This is a genomic window from Variovorax sp. LjRoot290 (assembly GCF_964253985.1).
Classification (GTDB): Bacteria; Pseudomonadota; Gammaproteobacteria; order Burkholderiales; family Burkholderiaceae_C; genus Variovorax.
On record NZ_CAXURW020000002.1, the window covers coordinates 1051590 to 1069189 of the forward strand.

Below are 17600 nucleotides of genomic sequence, written 5' to 3' on the forward strand. Positions count from 1 at the left end.
CTGAAAGGCCTCTCATGAACCACATCTATCGTGTCGTCTGGAATGCCGCCTTCGGCAGCTGGGTCGCCGTCGCCGAAACCGCACGCGGGCGCGGCAAGAGCAGCAGGCGTTCGCGCCTCGCCGTCGCGACGGCGCTCGCGGCCGCGCTGTCGACCGCGCAGGCCCAGGTGCCCTCCGCCGTGCTCGCCCCCGGTGGCCAGGCCAGCGCCTACGTCTCACCCAACGGCACAACGGTGGTCAACATCAACGCCGCGAACGCAGCGGGGCTGTCGCACAACCGCTACCAGCAGTTCAACGTGAACGCGAATGGCCTGGTGCTCAACAACACGACGAGCACGCAGCAGATCAACTACCAGTCGCAGCTCGCCGGCCAGGTGCTGGCGAACTTCAACATGGTCAGCCCGGCCAGCGTGATCCTCAACGAGGTGGTGAGCAACAACCGCAGCACGCTGGCCGGCTTCACCGAGGTGCTGGGCAGCAAAGCCGACGTGGTGCTGGCCAACCCCTACGGCATCACCTGCTCGGGCTGCGGCTTCATCAACACCGACCGGGTGACGCTCTCGACCGGCGTGCCCTTCTTCACCGCAAACGGCCCGCTCGGCGGCTTCAACGTCAACCAGGGCGACATCCTGGTCACGGGCAACGGCCTGAACGCCACGGCACAGCAGGTGCTGGACCTGGTGACGCGCTCGGTGCGGCTCGAGGCCAACGTCAACGCGAAGGACCTGGGCATCTTCACCGGCCCGAACCAGTGGGACTACGGCACGCGCGCCATCACCGGCAGCGCCGATGCGCTGGGCAGCGCGCCGAGCTACGCGATCGACAGCTCGGCGCTCGGCGGCATGTATGCGAACCGCATCCGCCTGATGGCCACCGAAGCCGGCGTGGGCGTGCGCATGCTGGGCGACGCGGCGGCCAGCGCCGAGGACTTCACGCTCTCGGCGGCCGGCCGCATCGAGCTGCGCAACCGCCTGTCGGCGCAGCGCGACGTGCTGGTGGCGAGCAGCAGCGCCGATGCCACAGCCATTGCGCTGGCCGATGCAACCCTGACCGCCGCCCGCGATGTCCGGGTGGCCGCGACGCAGGGCGGCCTGGCGCTCGAGCGCGCGGCGCTGATCGCCGGCAACGACCTCCAGGCGAGCGCGACCCGCATCGACGCGGGGCAAGGCTCGCGCCTGCAGTCGGCACGGGCCATGGAGGCCAGCGCCACCGCGGGCGACCTCGCCCTCGGCGCGGCGGCCGTGCGGGCGGGAGGCGACCTGCGCCTTGCCGCCGCCGGCGTGCTGTCGACCGCGAGCGGCGACGGCCAGGGCGTGCAGAGCATCGGCGGGCAACTCGCCATCGATGCGGCGAAGGGCATCACCAACGCCGGCACGATCACGGCCGACCAGGGCAGCGTCACGCTGCGCGCGGGGGACGTCATCGCCAACAGCGGCCAGATCAACGCGGGCCAGAACCTCGACATCGCCGACGCCGCGGGCGGCGCAACCCAGGCGATCGACAACCGCGGCACCCTGCTGGCGGGCCAGTCGATGACGACGCGCGCCGCGGCGATCGACAACAGCGCATGGATGCAGGCCGGCGGCGCCAACACGATCGACGCCGCGAGCCTGCACAACAGCGGCAAGGTGATCGCGGTGGCGGGCACCGCCACCCTGCATGTGGCAGACACGCTCACCAACACCGGCAGCGTGCGCGCCGCCCAGGACATCGTCGTCGCCGGCCGCGACGGCGCGGCCGTGCAAGGGCTGGCCAACAGCGGCGACCTGCTCGCCGGCCGCGCCATGGACGTGAACGCTGTCGCGCTCGACAACCAGGCGGGCGGCTGGATCCAGGCGGCCACCGGCTCCGTCATCCGCGCCGGCTCGCTCGACAACACGGGAACCTGGCTGCTGTCGCAACAGGCCGGCGCGACGGATCGCATTGAGATCGGCGGCACCCTGCTCAACAGCGGCGTCGTGCAGTCCGCCGGCGATGTCACGATCGCGGCCGGCGTACTCGACAACCGCCATGCCATCGCAGCCGCCGGGGACCTCGGCGCCACCACCTCAGGTGCCATTCAGAACGCCAACGGCGCCGTGCTGCAGGCAGGCAAGACGCTCTCGCTCACGAGCGGCGGCGCCCTCGGCAACGCCGCCGGCGGCACGCTCAGCGGCGCCAACGTCGCGTTGAGCTCGGCGCAAGGCCTGGACAATGCCGGCGTCGTGGATGCCACCAACGGCAGCGCCGTCGTGCGCGCGGACGGCACCATCGCCAACAGCGGAACGATCCACGCCGGGACCTCGCTGGACATCGCCGACAGCAACGGCGGCGCAACCGAGGCGCTCGACAACAGCGGGAATCTGCTCTCGGACGGCACCCTCACCCTCGCGGGCGGCACGACGAAGAACCAATCCAATGGGTGGATCCAGGCTGCTGGTGGCAGCCGGGTCGATGCAGGGTCGCTGGACAATGCGGGCGTCTGGCTGCTGTCCACGCAAAGCGGCGCGGCGCCGAGCCAAGTGAACGTGGCGGGCCTGCTGACCAACCGCGGCACGCTGCAGGCGCAGGAGGATGCCACCTTCAGCGCGAACCGCCTCGACAACCAGGCGACGGCGCTGCTGCGCACCGGCGGCCGCTTGCAGGCCGACATCAGCGCCGCCGATGGCCTGAGCAACGCCGGCACGATGCAGGCCGGCAGCACCCTCGGCATCGCGGGCACCGGCAGCAAGCTCGCCAATGCAGGCCTCATGCTGGGCGACAAGCTGGCGATTTCGGTCGGCGAGATCACGAACACCGGCACAATCCAGGGCGGCAGCAGTGCGGACTCCAGCGTCGCGGCCACCGGCAGCGTGAACAACCAGGCCGGCGCGACGATCACCCTCGCCACCACGAACACCGGCGGCGGCACGCTGTCCGGCCAGAGCATCGTCAATGCAGGCATGCTGCAGTCGCTGGGCGCGCTCACGCTCCGCATCGGCAGCGGCGGGCTCACGACCCAGGTGGACGGCACGGCAGGCCACGGCGACATCGTGGCCAACGGCGCGCTGACGCTGCAGGCCCTCGGCGCCAACAGCTTCACGGCCACCGTCTACGGCACGCTGCAAAGCGGCGGCCTGCTGAGCGTGAACGGCGACTTGAATTCCACGCTGGCGCTCAACGGCAACGCGCTCGGCGATTCGATCGCCGTGAACATCGGCAAGGTGAGCATCGGTGCGCAGGCCGCGATGGTGTCGCAGTACACGCTCGACCTCGACGCCTCGACGCTTTCCCTGGCGGTTCAGGGAACAGGCGCGAGCGCCAAAACCGGCCGCATCCTCAGCGCGCTGGACGCGAGCCGCCAAGGCAAGGGCACGATCCGGGTCTCGAATGCCTTCACCAACGACGGCCTGCTGTTCTCGGCCCACGACCTCGACGTGCAGGCGCCTTCGATCGCGGTCGGCGCGACCGGCGCGATCTCGGCGCTGAAAGACCTGAAGGTACACGCCAACGGCGGCGCGCTCGACCTCACGGCCGCCACACCCGATGCACAGGCAGGCAACCTGAACAACGCGGGCCTGCTGTACGCGGGCCACATGCTCACCGCCCAGGCCAACGGCACGCTCACCAACACGGGCGACATCAACAGCGACGACAGCCTCTCGCTGCGCGCGAACACACTGCTCAACGGCCGCATCATCAACGCCACCAACGACATCACGATCGTGGCGGCCACCCTCAAGAACGAGATCCCAGGACTCCAGCGCATCACCACGCGGGGGCCTGACAGCGCGCACACCGAAATCGCCTCGCGCGACGACTACCACGACGGGGCCGCGGATGGCACCAACAAGGACGTGGCCACGCTGTACCAGTACAGCTACACCACCACGCAATCCTATTCGCAGGCTCTGCCGGAGGTCGTGCCGCAGATCACGGCCGGACGCAACATGCAGCTGGCCTTCCATGAAGGCAGCAACATCGGCGGCACCATCTATGCCGGTGCGAGCATGAACTTGCAGGGCTTCTCGCACGACCCTGCGCAGACCGATGGCGCCCTGCATGCCGGCCTCGGCATCGTGGATGCGGGCCACGGTTTCCAGCTCACCGGCGCGACATTCACCAACGACAACCTGGCGCTCACCACGACCCCGCACATCGTTCGCTATTCGCTCACGACGAAGTACAAGGCGCTCGGTCCCGCAACCTACTATGAGGACCAGTTGTGCGTCGCCGGCGGCACGTGGGACGTCGTCTGCTACACCAGCGGCTACGAAGACAGCCCGCAGACGCCGACCGCCAACAACGTGCTGAAGGCCGGCCTGTACACCGCGAGCCTGCGCGGCTCCGGCTTCAGTCTCTTTAATAATGGCTCCACGGCGCAGGACGTGGGCAGCAACCAGGATCTCAACGGCGTGCGCGAAGGTGCGGCGCCCGCGTCGACGGGCGCGCCGCGCACGGTCGGCCAGGGCCCGTTGCCAGGCAGTGCCGTCAGCCAAGGCCCGAGCACCCCCGTCGTCGGCGCCGACGCCGCGCCTTTCGGCGGCAGCACGGGCACGCGCCCGCTGCCGGCCATGTCCTTCCTGGACGCCAACGCCGCCAACGGCGTGAGGGGGACCTCCTTCGGCGGCATCAACATCGCGCTGCCGACCAATCCGAACGGCTATTTCGTGACGGTGCAGTCGCCGGGCGCCAGGTACCTGGTGGAGAGCAACCCCCTCTACCTGACGGGCACTGCCTCCGTCGGGTCGGACTACCTGACCCGGCTGCTGGGCTACGACGCGGACAAGTTGTCGATGCGCCTGGGCGATGCCAGCTACGAAGCCTGGCTGGTCAAGCAGCAGCTGATCAAGCAGACGGGCAGCGCGGTGCTTGCGAGCTACCAGGGCGCGGACGCGCAGATGAAGGGGCTGATGGAGAGCGCCGCCAGCCAGAGCGAGTCGCTGGGCCTGGTCTACGGCAAGGCGCTCACGCCCGCGCAGCAGGCCGCGCTCAAGCAGGACATCGTGTGGATGGTGCAGACCGAGATCGACGGCAAGACCGTGCTCGCGCCGGTGGTCTACCTCGCGCAGAGCACGAAGAACAAGATCGCCAGCGGCGCCGTGATCTCGGCGCAGGACGCCGATCTCAGCCTCACTTCGCTGACCAACACCGGCGGCACCATCGTGGGCGGCAGGTCGCTCGTGATCGCGTCGGCGGGCGACATCACCAACCTGTCGGGCCTGATCAAGGGCGGCAACGTCAGCCTCAGCTCCACGCAGGGCAGCATCGTCAACAAGACGGCCAGCGAGGGCGGCGGCGGCGAACACTTCTACAGCACCGTGCTCGGCAAGACGTCGGGCATCGAGTCGACCGGCACCCTGTCGCTGGACGCAAAGAAGGACATCACCAATCTCGGTGCCACCCTGAATGCCGGCACCGACGCCAGCCTCAAGGCCGGCGGCAACGTGACTTTCGACACCATCGAGAAGACGGACACGAGCAGCACCTTCTCGAACATCCAGGTCAAGCACGGCAGCGGCACCAAAGACACCACCACGACGAGCGTCACCCAGGTGAAGTCGGGCCTCACCGTCGGCGGCAACCTGGCGGTGCAGGCCGGCAACGACATCACGCTGGCCGGCACCGACGCCAAGGTCGGCGGCAACGCCGAGCTCCAGGCCGGCAACAATCTCAACATCATCGCGCGCGAGAACACGACGACGACGCACACCGAGAGCAAGGCGAGCGGCTTCGGCATGAACGGCTCGCTGTACGGCACCACGAAGACGACCAGCGATTCGCTGTCGGTGCGCAACGTGGGCAGCAGCCTCGAAGTGGGCGGGAACGCCAGCCTCGCAGCGAAGAACGACATCACCATCCAGGGCTCGAACGTCGACGTCAAGGGCGACGGCAAGATCAGCGCGACCAACGTCAACGTGCTCGCGGGCCGCAACTACGACGAGACCCACACCACGACCAAGAACACGGGCGTGATGCGGGTCGGCGCCTCCGGCAAGGGCTCGGCCAGCGCCAATTCGGCGTCGAAGGCCGGCTCGGGGCGCGGACTCGCCAATGCCTCGGCCGAGGCGTCGGCCGGCGCGGGCGGCAAGGGAGCCGCCGGCCTGGCCTTCAGTTCGACCACCACCACGACCACCGACACCACCGACCTGCGCCATGTCGGCTCGAACCTGAACTTCGGCGGCAACCTCGCGGTGGACGCGTCGAAGGACCTCACGCTGCAGGGCTCGACCGTCAACGCCGGCGGCAACGCGACGGTGAACGCGCAGAACGTGAACCTGCTCGCCGCGGAGGACAAGAAGACCTCCAGCACCAGCACGACCACCACCAAGGTCGGGCTGATGGCCAGCACCGACAACAAGGCCCAATCGGGCGCGGGCGTCGCCGCCTCGGCCGCCGGCGGCAAGGGCAACCCGAACGCGGGTGCCGACGCCAACGCCGGCGCCTCGGCCACGAGCGAGAACCACGTCGATGTCTTCCAGCAGACGAAGAGCACCACGAGCACGCTCGACACCACGCACCAGGGCTCGGCCATCAATGCCAAGGGCAATCTCGACGTCACCGCGCGCGACAACCTGACGCTCGAGGGTTCGACCATGAGCGCGGGCAAGGACATGAGCCTTGCGGCGACCGACATGAGCTTCAAGGCGGTGCACGACGTGCACCAGGCGTCGACCACCAGCAGCAGCACCACCGCGGGCCTCTACGCATCGGGCAAGGCGCAGGCCGGCGCGAGCGCCGATGCCGGCGTGGGCCTCGGTGCCAAGGCCGGCGCCCAGGCCAATGCCTCGGCCTCGGGCGAAGTGGGCCTGTACGGATCGAACACGAGCGCGAGCTCCGTCGAAGGGTCGACCACCGCCGTGACCTCGGGGCTCTCGGCGGGCAACAACATCACGCGCAAGGCGACCAACAGCATCACCGACGTGGGCACGCGCATCGAAGGCGGCGGCAACCTCGTCCAGACGGCGAAGACCATCACCAGCCTGGCGGCCGCCGACACCACCTACGCCTCCTCGGAAAGCACGAGCCACACTGCCAAGGTGGGCGCCTACGGCGAGGCCTCGGCCAGCGTCTCGGCGGAGGGCCAGGTCGGGCCGGGCGCCAGCAAGCAGTCGATGAACGTCGGCGTCGGCGGCGGCGTGAAGGCGAGCTACGAATACGACAAGGAGACCGCGCAATCCAACAGCAGCACGGCCGTCGTGTCCACCATCAGGATGGGCGGCAGCGTGACCAGCAACTCCAGCGGCAAGACCACGCTCGAGGGCACGCAGATCGCCGCGGCGAAGGACGTCACGCTGGAGGCCGGCTCGCTCGACTACAAGGCGGCGCAGAACACGAGCAGCAACAGTTCCAGCACGACGAGCGCGGGCGGCTCGGTGAAGGTCGACATCGTGAACAAGGGCGGCAGCGCCGGAGTCAACTACCAGGGCGAGAAGAGCAAGGAGAGCGCCAGCACCGCGGTGACCGGAGGCATCGCGAGCGGCGGCAACCTCACGATCAAGACGCAGGGCGACACACGCCTGGAAGGCACCAACCTCGCCGCGGGCGGCGCAGCCACCGTGGATGCGGGCGGCAAGCTCGACTTCGCGGCCGCGAAGAACACGGCGTCCTCCAGCAGCGAGCAGGTCGGCGTGGCGGCGGGCGTCAGCGCGACCAAGAAGGGCGGCAGCGGCAGCGTGGACGTGAGCGTCGGCAAGTCGAGCAGCAGCCTCGACCAGGACGTGGCCGGCAGCATCTCGAGCGGCAGCGGGCCGCTGACCCTGCGCAGCGGCGGCGACGCGAGCTTCACCGGCACGGCCATCGCCAGCACGGCCGGCGACGTGTCGGTGGCCGCCGGCGGCAACCTGGCCATGAACGCCGCGCGCACCATCGCGACCAGCGAATCGCTCAGCGTGGACGTCTCGGCGGCGGGCGGCGGCGGCAACAAGGAGAAAGTCACGGGCGGCGGCACCTTCGTCGGCAGCACGGCGTCCGGCAAGGGCACCGCCGTCAATCACCGCAGCGGACAGGCGTCGCTCGGCGTCGGCTCGTCCAAGTCCGACAGCAACATCGCCACGGCCGGCAGCATCGCGAGCGGCGGGAAGATCAGCCTGTCCTCGGGCGGCAACACCTCGCTCGAAGGCACCCAGGTCGCGGCAGCCAACGGCGTGGCGGTCGACACGGGCGGCAGCTTCGAAACCAAGGCGGCCGTCAGCACCAGCAGTTCGCAGGTGGTGGGCTTCTCGGCCTCGGCCTCTGGGTCGAGCATGACGCCCTCCAACAAGACGGGCGCCAAGACGAATCCTCCGGCCGGGACGCCCGCGCCGGCCCCGGCCCCGGCAACGACAACCCTGCCCGGTACCAGCAAGCCACCGGCGACGCCTCCCCCCGCGACGCCCGGTACCAGCAAGCCACCGGCGACGCCTCCCCCCGCGACGCCCGGTACCAGCAAGCCGCCGGCGGTTCCCCCTCCTCCCACGCCCGGCAGCAGCGGCAAGCCGCCGGCCGTGCCACCGCCGCCGACGCCCACGGCGGCAGGAAGCACACCGGCCGCGCCCGCCGCGAAGCCTCCTGCCTCCCCCCACGAGCAGCAGAAGGGCGGCGGCATGGCGAACGTCTACGTGGACAAGCAGAAGAACACCACCGTGCAGAACACCACGATCAGCGGCGGCGCGGGCGGCATCGTGATCAACCAGGGCAAGTCCACGCCCGGCGCGCAGCAGATCAGCGCCAGCGTGCCGCTGCCCGCTGCGATGCCGCCGGGCAAAACGGCCCAGGCCCTGACCAGCGACGGCAAGCCGCTGCCGGCCTGGCTGAAGTTCGACCCGAAGACCGGCGCCTTCCAGGGCAAGCCGCCGGCCGATTTCAAGGGCGAGCTCAAGGTCAATGTCAGCGTGCCGCAGGCCGACGGCACGACCAAGACGGTGCCGATGCGCTTCTCCGGCCAGTGACATGGCTATTGTTGAGAAAATCGATACCCGCCCTGCCGCCGGCACGGCCCGATAAGGGAAAAACGCTTGTTGAACGTCCTGATCGTCGATGACGACGAACCCGTGCGCTGGCGCCTGCAGCGCATCGTCTCGCAAGTGCACGCGCAGGCGCTGTGCACGCAGGCCGACTCGCTGGCGCAGGCGCGGGCGCAGTCGGCGCTGCAGCGCTTCGATCTCGCGCTGGTCGACGTCGGCCTGCCCGACGGCAGCGGCATCGAGTTCGTGGAGTGGATGCAGACGCATGCGCCGAAGACCGAGACGGTGATCGTCTCCAGCCTCGGCGACGACGCGACGGTGCTGCGCGCCATTCGCGGCGGCGCGACCGGCTACCTGCTGAAGAACGGCGAGGACGTGGAGCTGGAGCTCTCGCTGCGCAGCATGCAGCGCGGCGGCGCGCCGATCGACCCGGTGATCGCGCGTCGCATCCTGCACCTGGTGGCCGCACCGCCGGCCGCGCAGGTGGTTAGGATTGCGGCCGCCCCGCCAGCGGACACAGGCCTGCTCAGCGAACGCGAGATCGAGGTGCTCGAACTGGTGGCCCAGGGACAAAGCAACCGCGAGATCGCGCAAAGCCTGCACATCTCGGTCAACACCGTCGAATGCCACGCCAAGAACATCTATCGCAAGCTCGCTGTGCGCTCGCGTGCTGCGGCCGTCCACAGCGCCCGCGGGCGCGGCCTGCTGCCCTGATCCTGCTCGGTCGCATGCAGCAGCTGCTGCTGGGCCTGCTGCTTTTCTTGCTGTTCGCCGGCCTGCCGCCGGCCGCGGCCGGCGGGCTGCCCGGCTTCGAGCGCATCGAGGCCGTACGCGCGGACCCGGCGGCTCCCGACACGCCGCCCGCCGAGGGCTGGACCACGGTGACGCTGCCCGACGCCTGGGCCGAGCGCTGGCCGGCGCACGATGGCATGGTGTGGTATCGCCTGCGGTGGAACGAGCCCGCCGCAGCCGGCGAGCCTTCACCCCGGGGCCTCGCGATGGACTATCTCTCGATGGCCGGCGCGATCTACGTCAACGGCACCCTGCTGGCGCAGGACACGCAGCTCGAGGAGCCGCTGTCACGCAGCTGGAACTATCCGCGCCACTGGCTGCTGAGCGCGCCCCTGCTGCGCTCCGGGCCCAACGAGCTGCTGGTGCGCGTCTCGGGCCTCGCGGCCTATGCCCCCGGCCTCGGCCAGGTGACGGTGGACCAGCCGGCCGCGGCCGAGGCGCACTACCGGCACGAGCAGCTGATCCGGCAGTCGCTGCACATGCTGAGCTTGGGCATCACGCTCGCGATGGGCGTGCTCTACGGCCTGTTCTGGCTGCTGCGGCGCAACGAGACCTTCTACGGCTGGTTCAGCCTGTTCTCGCTGCTGTGGGTGCCGGTGGGCTACAACTACGTCGCGCGCGACACCTGGCCCTTCGGCAGCACCCACGCCTACCAGGCCGTCAACATGTCCGCCCTGGTGCTGAGCATCGCTGCCTTCCTCATGTTCGCCCTGCGCTTCTGCGATCTGCAACGGCGCCGCGCCGTGCGGCTCATCGGGGGCGCCATCGGCCTGACCACGACCGCCCTGTGGCTTGCGCCGCACGCGCTGCTGTCGCCGGTTCGCGACGCCGCGGTCGTGATGGCGCTGGCGACCTACGCGCTGAGTGTCTGGATCATCTGCCGGCACGCGCTGGCCTCGGGCAAGCGCGAGGTGCAGGCGTTGGCGCTGTGCACTCTGCTGCCGCTGGCCGCCGGCACGCACGACGTGCTCGTGTTCCACAACGTGCTGGCCACCAATCTCTACTACACGCCCTGGTCCTCCAGCGCGATGCTGGTGGGCATCTCCTTCGTGCTGACCTGGCGCTTCGTGGTCGGCATGCGCCTGGTCGAGCATTTCAACGCCGAGCTGCGGCACCACGTGGAGGACGCCACCCAGCGCCTGTCCTCGGTGCTGCACCGCGAGCACGCGACGGAACTGGAGAACACGCGCCTGGCCGAGCGCATGAACCTGGTGCGCGACCTGCACGACGGCCTGGGCATGACGCTCAGCGGCCACATCGCCTCGCTCGAGAACCGCAGCGCGGCCGGGCATGACACCGCGCTGTGGGCGCTCAAGGAAGTGCGCGACGACCTGCGCCTGATCATCGAAAGCTCGTCGCTGGGCGATGCGGACCGCTTGTCGGAACGCCTGGCGCCGCTGCGCCACCGCAGCACGCGCGTGCTGGAGGCCGCAGGCATCGAATGCACCTGGGCGCTGCGCGGGCTGGACCAGTGCCGCCTCGACGACCGCCGCGGGCTCGACTTCCTGCGCCTGCTGCAGGAGGCGCTGGCCAACGTGCTCAAGCACAGCCGCGCCTCGAAGGTGCGCGTCGGCATCGACGCGGCCGACGGGCAGCTCTCGCTCTCGGTGGCGGACGACGGCAGTGGCTTCGCCGGCGGCGGGGACGCGCACGGCGGCATGGGCCTTCGCAACATGGAGGCGCGCGCGCGCCGGCTGAACGGCACGCTGGACATCCGCTCGACACCCGATGGCACCACGGTCGCGCTGCGCTTTCCAATCCAACTGCCGGCTGGCGTGGCGATCGCGGCATGATGCAGCCATGCGCACCCGATCCAAGCCCACAAGAGCCTGGCCGGCCCGACCGCGTGCGAATGTGAGGCCAATGTCGGAGGGCCTACCGGCCTACCCACGAACACGCCGGCGGTCGGCTGAGGCATCGACTGCAACGCTTGCGCAAGCCTAAGTTCCGTAAGCCGTCAATTAACCACGTCCTTCAATTCGGTGCGCTGAACTGACAGGCTACGTTCCCACGTAGAAGTAGATGGGAACGTAATGTCAGATTGGGTTTCGGAGTTGGCGAAGCGGCTTGTCCTGGGTCGCAAGCGCGATGGCCGGTGCGTCTATGACGCGCAGGCGAAGCAGGAACTGATTCTCGCGTGCGGGGCGCCTGGCATATCGATGGCGAAGCTGGCTCGCGATTGCGGCATCAACGCCAACCAGTTAAGTACCTGGGTACGCCGGCACGAACGCGGCATGACCAAGACAGCGTCCCCCACCGGCGGCGTGGCCCGAGCCGTGGAACCGGCATTCGTGATCCCCGAGCAGGTGCGCGTCATCCAGCACCAGCGCATCAAGTACGCGTGCCCCTGCTGCGACCTCAGCCTGAAGGTGACGCCGGCGCCCGCGCGCATCATCCCGCGGGGTCTTCTGAGCGAAGCCGCGCAGGCCTGGGTCATCACCGGCAAGTACCAGTTCGGCATGCCGCTGTATCGCCAAGCCGCATTGCTGCGGCGCTTCGGCGGGGATCTCGCCAGCAACACCCTGGCCGCCGGGGTGGTGCGCATAGGACGGGCGGTACAGCCCATCATCAACCTGCTGCGCGATCACTTGCTGGACTCCGATCTGATCTACGGCGACGAGACCACCGTTCAGGTGCTCAAGGAGCCCGGGCGCAAGGCGCAGACCAAGCGCTTCATGTGGGCGCAGATGAACGGCAGCGGCCCGCCGGTGCGGCTGTTCGCCTATGCGCCGGGTCGTGGCGGCGTGCACGCCGAGAAGCTGTACGCGGGAATCCGGCACGGCGCGACGCTCGCGAGCGACGGCTATGACGTGTACAACGGGATGCCAAGGCGCATGGCCTGACGCATCTTGGTTGCTGCAGTCACGCGCGCCGGCCCTTCATTCGACGGGATCCGGTTAAGTTGAGCGGCAGCGAACGCACGGCGGGTGGCGAGAAAAAATTCCCGCCATAAGACTTGCCGGGACCGCTCGGCTACAGATCGACCTTGCCTGGGCCCTGTGGCGCCACCGGGTCTCCGCCGAAGTGCAGAACATGCACCGCCTCGGGCGGCCAGCGGCCAGCCACGACCTGCCCCACAACGTCCATGAAGGGCTTCGGGCCGCACAGGTACAAGTGATCGTCCTCGGCGCGCTCCCGCAGCAGGAGTCTCAGCGTATCCCGCATCCGTTCCGGCCCCGTGGGCCAGTGGAAGATGGCGCGGTCTGCGAAGCGCGGATGCGACAGCAACTCGAGAAACGCGGAATGTTCGACGGAACGCGTGAAGCAGTGCAGCTCGAGTGGCAGGGCTTGTCGCTGCAGGTCCTGCGCCATGGCCAGCAATGGCGTGATGCCCATACCGCCGGCGACGAGCAGATGGCGCGTCGCAGAGCGGTCGAGCGGGAAGTGATTGCGCGACGGATCCATGAACAGCAAGTCGCCCGGCTTCATGCGCTCATACACACGGTGGAAGCCGTCACGCGACACGTCGCCCCCTGCACCGGAATCAGGTAACACCCGCCCTGCTCGCAAGCCGCGGGTCGCAGATGCGCGAGCTCTAGACCGAGGGCGGTGAAGGCGAGGAAAAGCAGCAGCAGCCCGACGGTCAGGCCAGTCCTGCGGTGCGCCTTCAGCGGGAGCGTGCGTCGCGTGAGGTTAAAGATCAGGTCTCCGCGCAAGTTGGCGCGAGGGTCGATCGCGCGCGGCGGTAGCATCGAGGGGATCGCGTTCAATGGAGCGTCAGCGGGCGCACGACGGGAGGCGAGAACTCGCGACCCACCATTGCCCGAGCAAAGAAGTAGTTATTGCGTGCGGCCTCGCTGGCACGGTCCAGATCGAGGCGACCGCTCTGGTCGCACGGGAACGCGAAGCCCCGGCCTGGCTTGAACAGGGACTCGAAGCGGACTTCATATTCGCTTTGCTGATGAATGGACTCCAACATGTCTGTCTCCTCGAAGGACCTGGGGACGAAACCACCGTCCTGGAAATACAGACATTAATGGACCTCGCTCAACGCAGGCTGAAGGCCAACTGAAATCCGGTTCAGGTTGTTTCCGGGCGTCAGAACGGCACGTGCACCACGCGCGACAGCTTCATGGGTGCGCAGGCTCATAGGCATTGCCTCGGTGGAGACGAGGCCCGGCAGCAGCGCTCAACGTTTGGCTCGGAATCCCGGCAACAGCGGCGTGCCCTCCATCTGCACCGCCCTGAGCGCGTTCGGATCGAGCCCGAGTGCGGCAAGAATCGTTGGCGCGACCTGGCTCACCTGCACCGGCGCTCGATTGATCGTGCCCCTTGCGCCGGGGAACGAGACCAGCAGCGGCACATTGGTGTCCTCGTCGATCATTCCGCCGTGCTCGGCCAGCAACTCCCTGGCCGCGTCGCCGTCCGCATTGTCGGTGTAGAACGCGCCAAGTACGGGCTGGATCAGGATGTCGGGCGTGCGCGAATCCTGCCTCGGCAGCAGCAGCTCGAGCTGCTCGCCGGAGTAGATCTTCAGGATCCCGGCTTCGCCGGCCTTCGCGCGCAGCGCCGCGACGACCTCGCTCGTTCGGCTTCGATCCTTGAGGTACACGAGGCCGATGGCATCGAGTGATCCGTGCGCGAGCAAGCCCGGCGCGACGCTGTTCACCGCATTGCGAATCACGTTTCGATCGATCACGCGGCGCTGCTTGACGTCGATCGGCGATTGGCCGTGCTTCGCGGTCAGCACGATGAGGGTCGAGTCGTAGCGTTTGCTGGACTTGAGCTCCGCGACGATACGCCCGATCGAGTTGTCGACGAAGTCGAGCGTCTTCTTCAGCGCTTCGCTTGGGGTAGCATCGCCATCCTTGTAGCCTTGCGACTTCTGGGCGGCACCGAAGCTGATGAATCCCATGCCGAAAACGGCCGGCACGCCGACGCGCTGCGTGCCGGTGCTGTCGAATCCTCGAATCTGCTTGAGCAGCATCTCCAGGCGCCGCGCGTCCTGCCCCATGAAGCCCTCGAGCGTCTGCGGAACGCCCTTGCGCTCGAGCGCGCGGCTGTCGTCAAGGCCTTTGCCCGAAGGGCCGTTCAGCAGGTCGTTGTACATGTCGTGCTGGTCGATCCATGCGGTGCGCCGTCCCGCCCCCTTCACGACCTCGAACACCGTGTTGACGCGCATGAGCTGATGGGGATAGACCGGCGTGCAGCTCTTCGACGCATCGCGAGGCAGCTTGCCCGGATCGATGCCGCCGCCCGAGTCCTCGCGCTTCATGTCCTTGACCCACTTCTCGTCGACGTAGTAGACCGAGCCGCGCGTGCTGCAGTCGGAGCCGGGCGGTGACAGGTCGCGGTCATAGAATGGGCTGTAGATCACGCCGGCCCCCGCACCGGAGCCGCCGGTGGCGAGCGACAGCAGCCCCGGCGTCGAATCGCCGAGCAGCGGCTGGCGCGCATTGGTGTAGGTGATCGCGCGCTGCCCGAGCTGCGCCAGGTGCGATCCCGGGTTGTTCCTGACGTAGAGCGCCAGGTCGATGGCATGCGCTCCGTCGACGCTGATCAGCAACGCGTGCTTCGCGACGGCCGGTGGTGGAGTCGATGCCGCTTGCACAATGACAGGGCCGCCCGCCGCAAGCATGACGGCGGACACGACAGTCAGCGCGAGTAGTTTGGGTGTTTGCATGGTTGAGTTCTCGGTCGATCAGTGGTCGAGCAATGCGCGGCTGCCTTGCGCCTGCCACGCGCGCAAAGGGATGTAGCTCGCGTGATCGAGAGCGACCTGCTGTCCTTCGCGGCTCAGGATGAAGCGCAGAAACTCGTCCAGCGCGGGCGTCAGCGCCTTCCCTGGCGCCTTGTTGGTGTTGAAGTAGATTAGCCGGCTGAGCGGATAGGTGGCGAGCGCGACGTTCTCGTACGTCGGCGCCTGAGGCGCGTCTCCCGCATTGGCAACGACTGGAATCATCCGCACGGGCGCATCGATGTACGCGATGCCGGAATAGCCGACGCCGTAGCGGTCGCTGGCCACATTTTTGGCCATCGGGAACACCAGCTTTTCAAACTGGATGTCGTCGCGCCATTCGCCGCGCTTGTCACCCTTGCTCATCACGCGCTGGCGCACGAACTCCTCGAAGCCGTTCCATGGCTTGATGCCGTACAGCTTGACCGGCTTGTCGGCCCATTCGCCCGTGAGCCCGAGCTCGCCCCAGGTCGTGATCGCCTTGCCGCCCCGATGCCGCGTCGTCGAGTACATCGCATCGATCTGATCGAAGCTGAGCTTCTCGATCGGGTTGTCCTTGTGGACGAAGAAGCCGACCGCGTCGAGCGCGCCGTAGTGGCGATACGAGCCACCCACGACCGGCACGGTCAACGGGTCGTAGCCAAACTTCGCCTTGAAGTTCACGATGTCGTCGGGCTTGAGCTCGCGCGACACGAACACGAAGTCGAGGTTCTCCTTCACCAGCTCGTTCGCGCCGTAGCTGCCTGCAAATGGTGGAGAGATGCTCAGCGTGACGCCGGGGTGGTAGGTCTTGAACTTCTCGAACCATTTCTGGACCAGCGCCTTCAGCACGTCGGACGAGGCGCCCTTGAACGTGCCGGTCAGCTTTTCCTTTCGGGGCTGATAGGCGGGAAGCGCCTTGTCGAGCGTCGGCTGCAGCACTTCGGGCGCCGGCAGTTGGCGTCCGCGCTGCCGGCTCGCGTCGGCCTGCTCGGGCGTCTGCGGCGCGTTCGTCGGCAGGGCCGGGATGACCCACTCGACCATCGGACGGGTATCGGCGGGCTGTGCGACCGATGCCGCCGCGGCAGCGCAGGCAACGATCGATAGCATCGCTTGTCTTGCACGAAGTAGTGCTTTCATGGGGCGGATTCTCCTTGTTGGCTCAACCACGACTTCAACAAACCAGCGCGAGTGCCGCGCTATTCGACCTTGGCGCGCTCCGCGGCGGCGTCTTTCGCCGACAGCGGCAGGTAGCCTTGCGGTGAAGCGGCAATCGCCTCCTGACCTTCTCGCGAGAGGGCGAAGCGAACGAACTCGCGCGCGAGCGGCGTGACCGGCCACGGTACATAGATCAGCAGGTGACGATCGAGTGGATAGCGGCTGGCGATGATGTCCTCGCAAGTCGGCGTGACGGCTTCGGCCCCTTCTATCGCGGCGATCGCAACGGCGCGCACGTCCGGCGTTGCGCGCATCGCTGCCGCGAATCCGATCGCCAGGGGATCGGACGCGACCTTTTCGACGAGCTCGGCGGACTGCAGCACACCAACCATGCGCGCGCCGAAATCCCTGCGAGGCATCACCCTCTGCTGCAGCTCGAACGCCAACGCGGTGCCCGGCTTCATGCCATAGGCATTCACGCCGCGCCCCGCCCAGGCACCGCCGAGGCCAAGATCGCTCCAGCGCGTGACGTCGCCCGCGAAGACCTTCGCGACCTGTGCCAGCGTGAGGGAGCGGATCGGGTTGTCGCGATGCACGAAGATCGCGAGCGGCCCGCTCAGCGCACGGGCGTCCAGTGACGCGTGAGCGATGCGCACGGCGAGCGGATCGCTGCGCGCGATCGTCCGGTATTCCTCGAGCTGCTGCGGCGTGAACAGCGCCCCCATCGGGGCGAACGCGGACACGCCTCGCGCCAGCGCGGCCGGCGCGAAACGCGTGCCGGGAAGATCGAGCTTGAAGCGAACGTTTCGATGCGCCGCGCTGAACTGCGAGGTGAGCGATTCCATCATCTCGCGCATGTCGTTGTAGCCGACCACCATGACAGCGCCGTCGGGACCGATGTAGCGCTCCTCGCGCGCCAGTTCGATCGCGAGCGGTTCATAGCCCGGCAGCGCCGGATCGATGCTCGCCGCACGAGCACCCGCGCACGCGACGTCGGAGGGCTGCGCCGCCTGCGCAGCGCCACCGAGGAGCGCGCACAGCACGACAGCGCGGATGCAGAACTTGTGTTTCATGACCGGAATCCGCTGCGA

Annotated in this window: 9 protein-coding genes and 1 pseudogene; 4 read left to right on the forward strand and 6 right to left on the reverse strand. The window is 68.3% G+C overall.

Features of this window, described 5'->3' with window-relative positions; genetic code table 11:
- The first annotated feature begins 14 nt into the window (after positions 1-14).
- From ACSQ9A_RS34115 to ACSQ9A_RS34130, 4 genes and pseudogenes are all read left to right on the forward strand, one after another.
- Positions 15-8888: a hemagglutinin repeat-containing protein gene (locus ACSQ9A_RS34115; RefSeq protein ID WP_436307199.1), complete on the forward strand. Its 8874-nt coding sequence runs from the start codon at positions 15-17 to the stop codon at positions 8886-8888.
- 66 nt (positions 8889-8954) lie between these two features.
- Entirely contained in the window at positions 8955-9617 is a 663-nt protein-coding gene (locus ACSQ9A_RS34120; RefSeq protein ID WP_436307200.1) for a response regulator transcription factor, read from the forward strand.
- Positions 9618-9631: 14 nt separating this feature from the next.
- The gene (locus tag ACSQ9A_RS34125) at positions 9632-11488 is read left to right on the forward strand and encodes a sensor histidine kinase (RefSeq protein ID WP_436307201.1); all 1857 of its coding nucleotides are present in this window, start codon (positions 9632-9634) and stop codon (positions 11486-11488) included.
- A 498-nt stretch (positions 11489-11986) separates the two neighbouring features.
- A pseudogene (locus tag ACSQ9A_RS34130) lies at positions 11987-12588 on the forward strand (IS66 family transposase); the annotation flags it as partial.
- Positions 12589-12668: 80 nt separating this feature from the next.
- Here ACSQ9A_RS34130 and ACSQ9A_RS34135 read toward each other — a convergent pair.
- The 6 genes from ACSQ9A_RS34135 to ACSQ9A_RS34160 all read right to left on the reverse strand — a co-directional run bounded on the left by ACSQ9A_RS34135 (position 12669) and on the right by ACSQ9A_RS34160 (position 17582).
- Positions 12669-13124 carry a hypothetical protein gene (locus tag ACSQ9A_RS34135; RefSeq protein WP_436307202.1) on the reverse strand — a complete coding sequence of 152 codons (456 nt, stop codon included), beginning with the start codon at positions 13122-13124 and terminating at the stop codon, positions 12669-12671.
- Positions 13121-13405, reverse strand: a complete 285-nt coding sequence (locus tag ACSQ9A_RS34140; RefSeq protein ID WP_436307203.1) for a hypothetical protein — start codon at positions 13403-13405, stop codon at positions 13121-13123. The genes ACSQ9A_RS34135 and ACSQ9A_RS34140 overlap by 4 nt, the downstream gene beginning before the upstream one ends.
- Positions 13402-13614, reverse strand: a complete 213-nt coding sequence (locus ACSQ9A_RS34145; RefSeq protein WP_436307204.1) for a hypothetical protein — start codon at positions 13612-13614, stop codon at positions 13402-13404. Before ACSQ9A_RS34145 ends, ACSQ9A_RS34140 begins: the two co-directional genes overlap by 4 nt.
- Positions 13615-13824: 210 nt before the next feature.
- Positions 13825-15318: an alkaline phosphatase family protein gene (locus ACSQ9A_RS34150; RefSeq protein ID WP_436307205.1), complete on the reverse strand. Its 1494-nt coding sequence runs from the start codon at positions 15316-15318 to the stop codon at positions 13825-13827.
- Between the two features lie 18 nt (positions 15319-15336).
- Positions 15337-16491, reverse strand: coding sequence for a PstS family phosphate ABC transporter substrate-binding protein (locus ACSQ9A_RS34155; RefSeq protein ID WP_436307206.1), 1155 nt, complete (start codon positions 16489-16491; stop codon positions 15337-15339).
- A 59-nt stretch (positions 16492-16550) separates the two neighbouring features.
- Positions 16551-17582: a PstS family phosphate ABC transporter substrate-binding protein gene (locus ACSQ9A_RS34160; RefSeq protein ID WP_436307207.1), complete on the reverse strand. Its 1032-nt coding sequence runs from the start codon at positions 17580-17582 to the stop codon at positions 16551-16553.
- Positions 17583-17600: the final 18 nt, after the last annotated feature.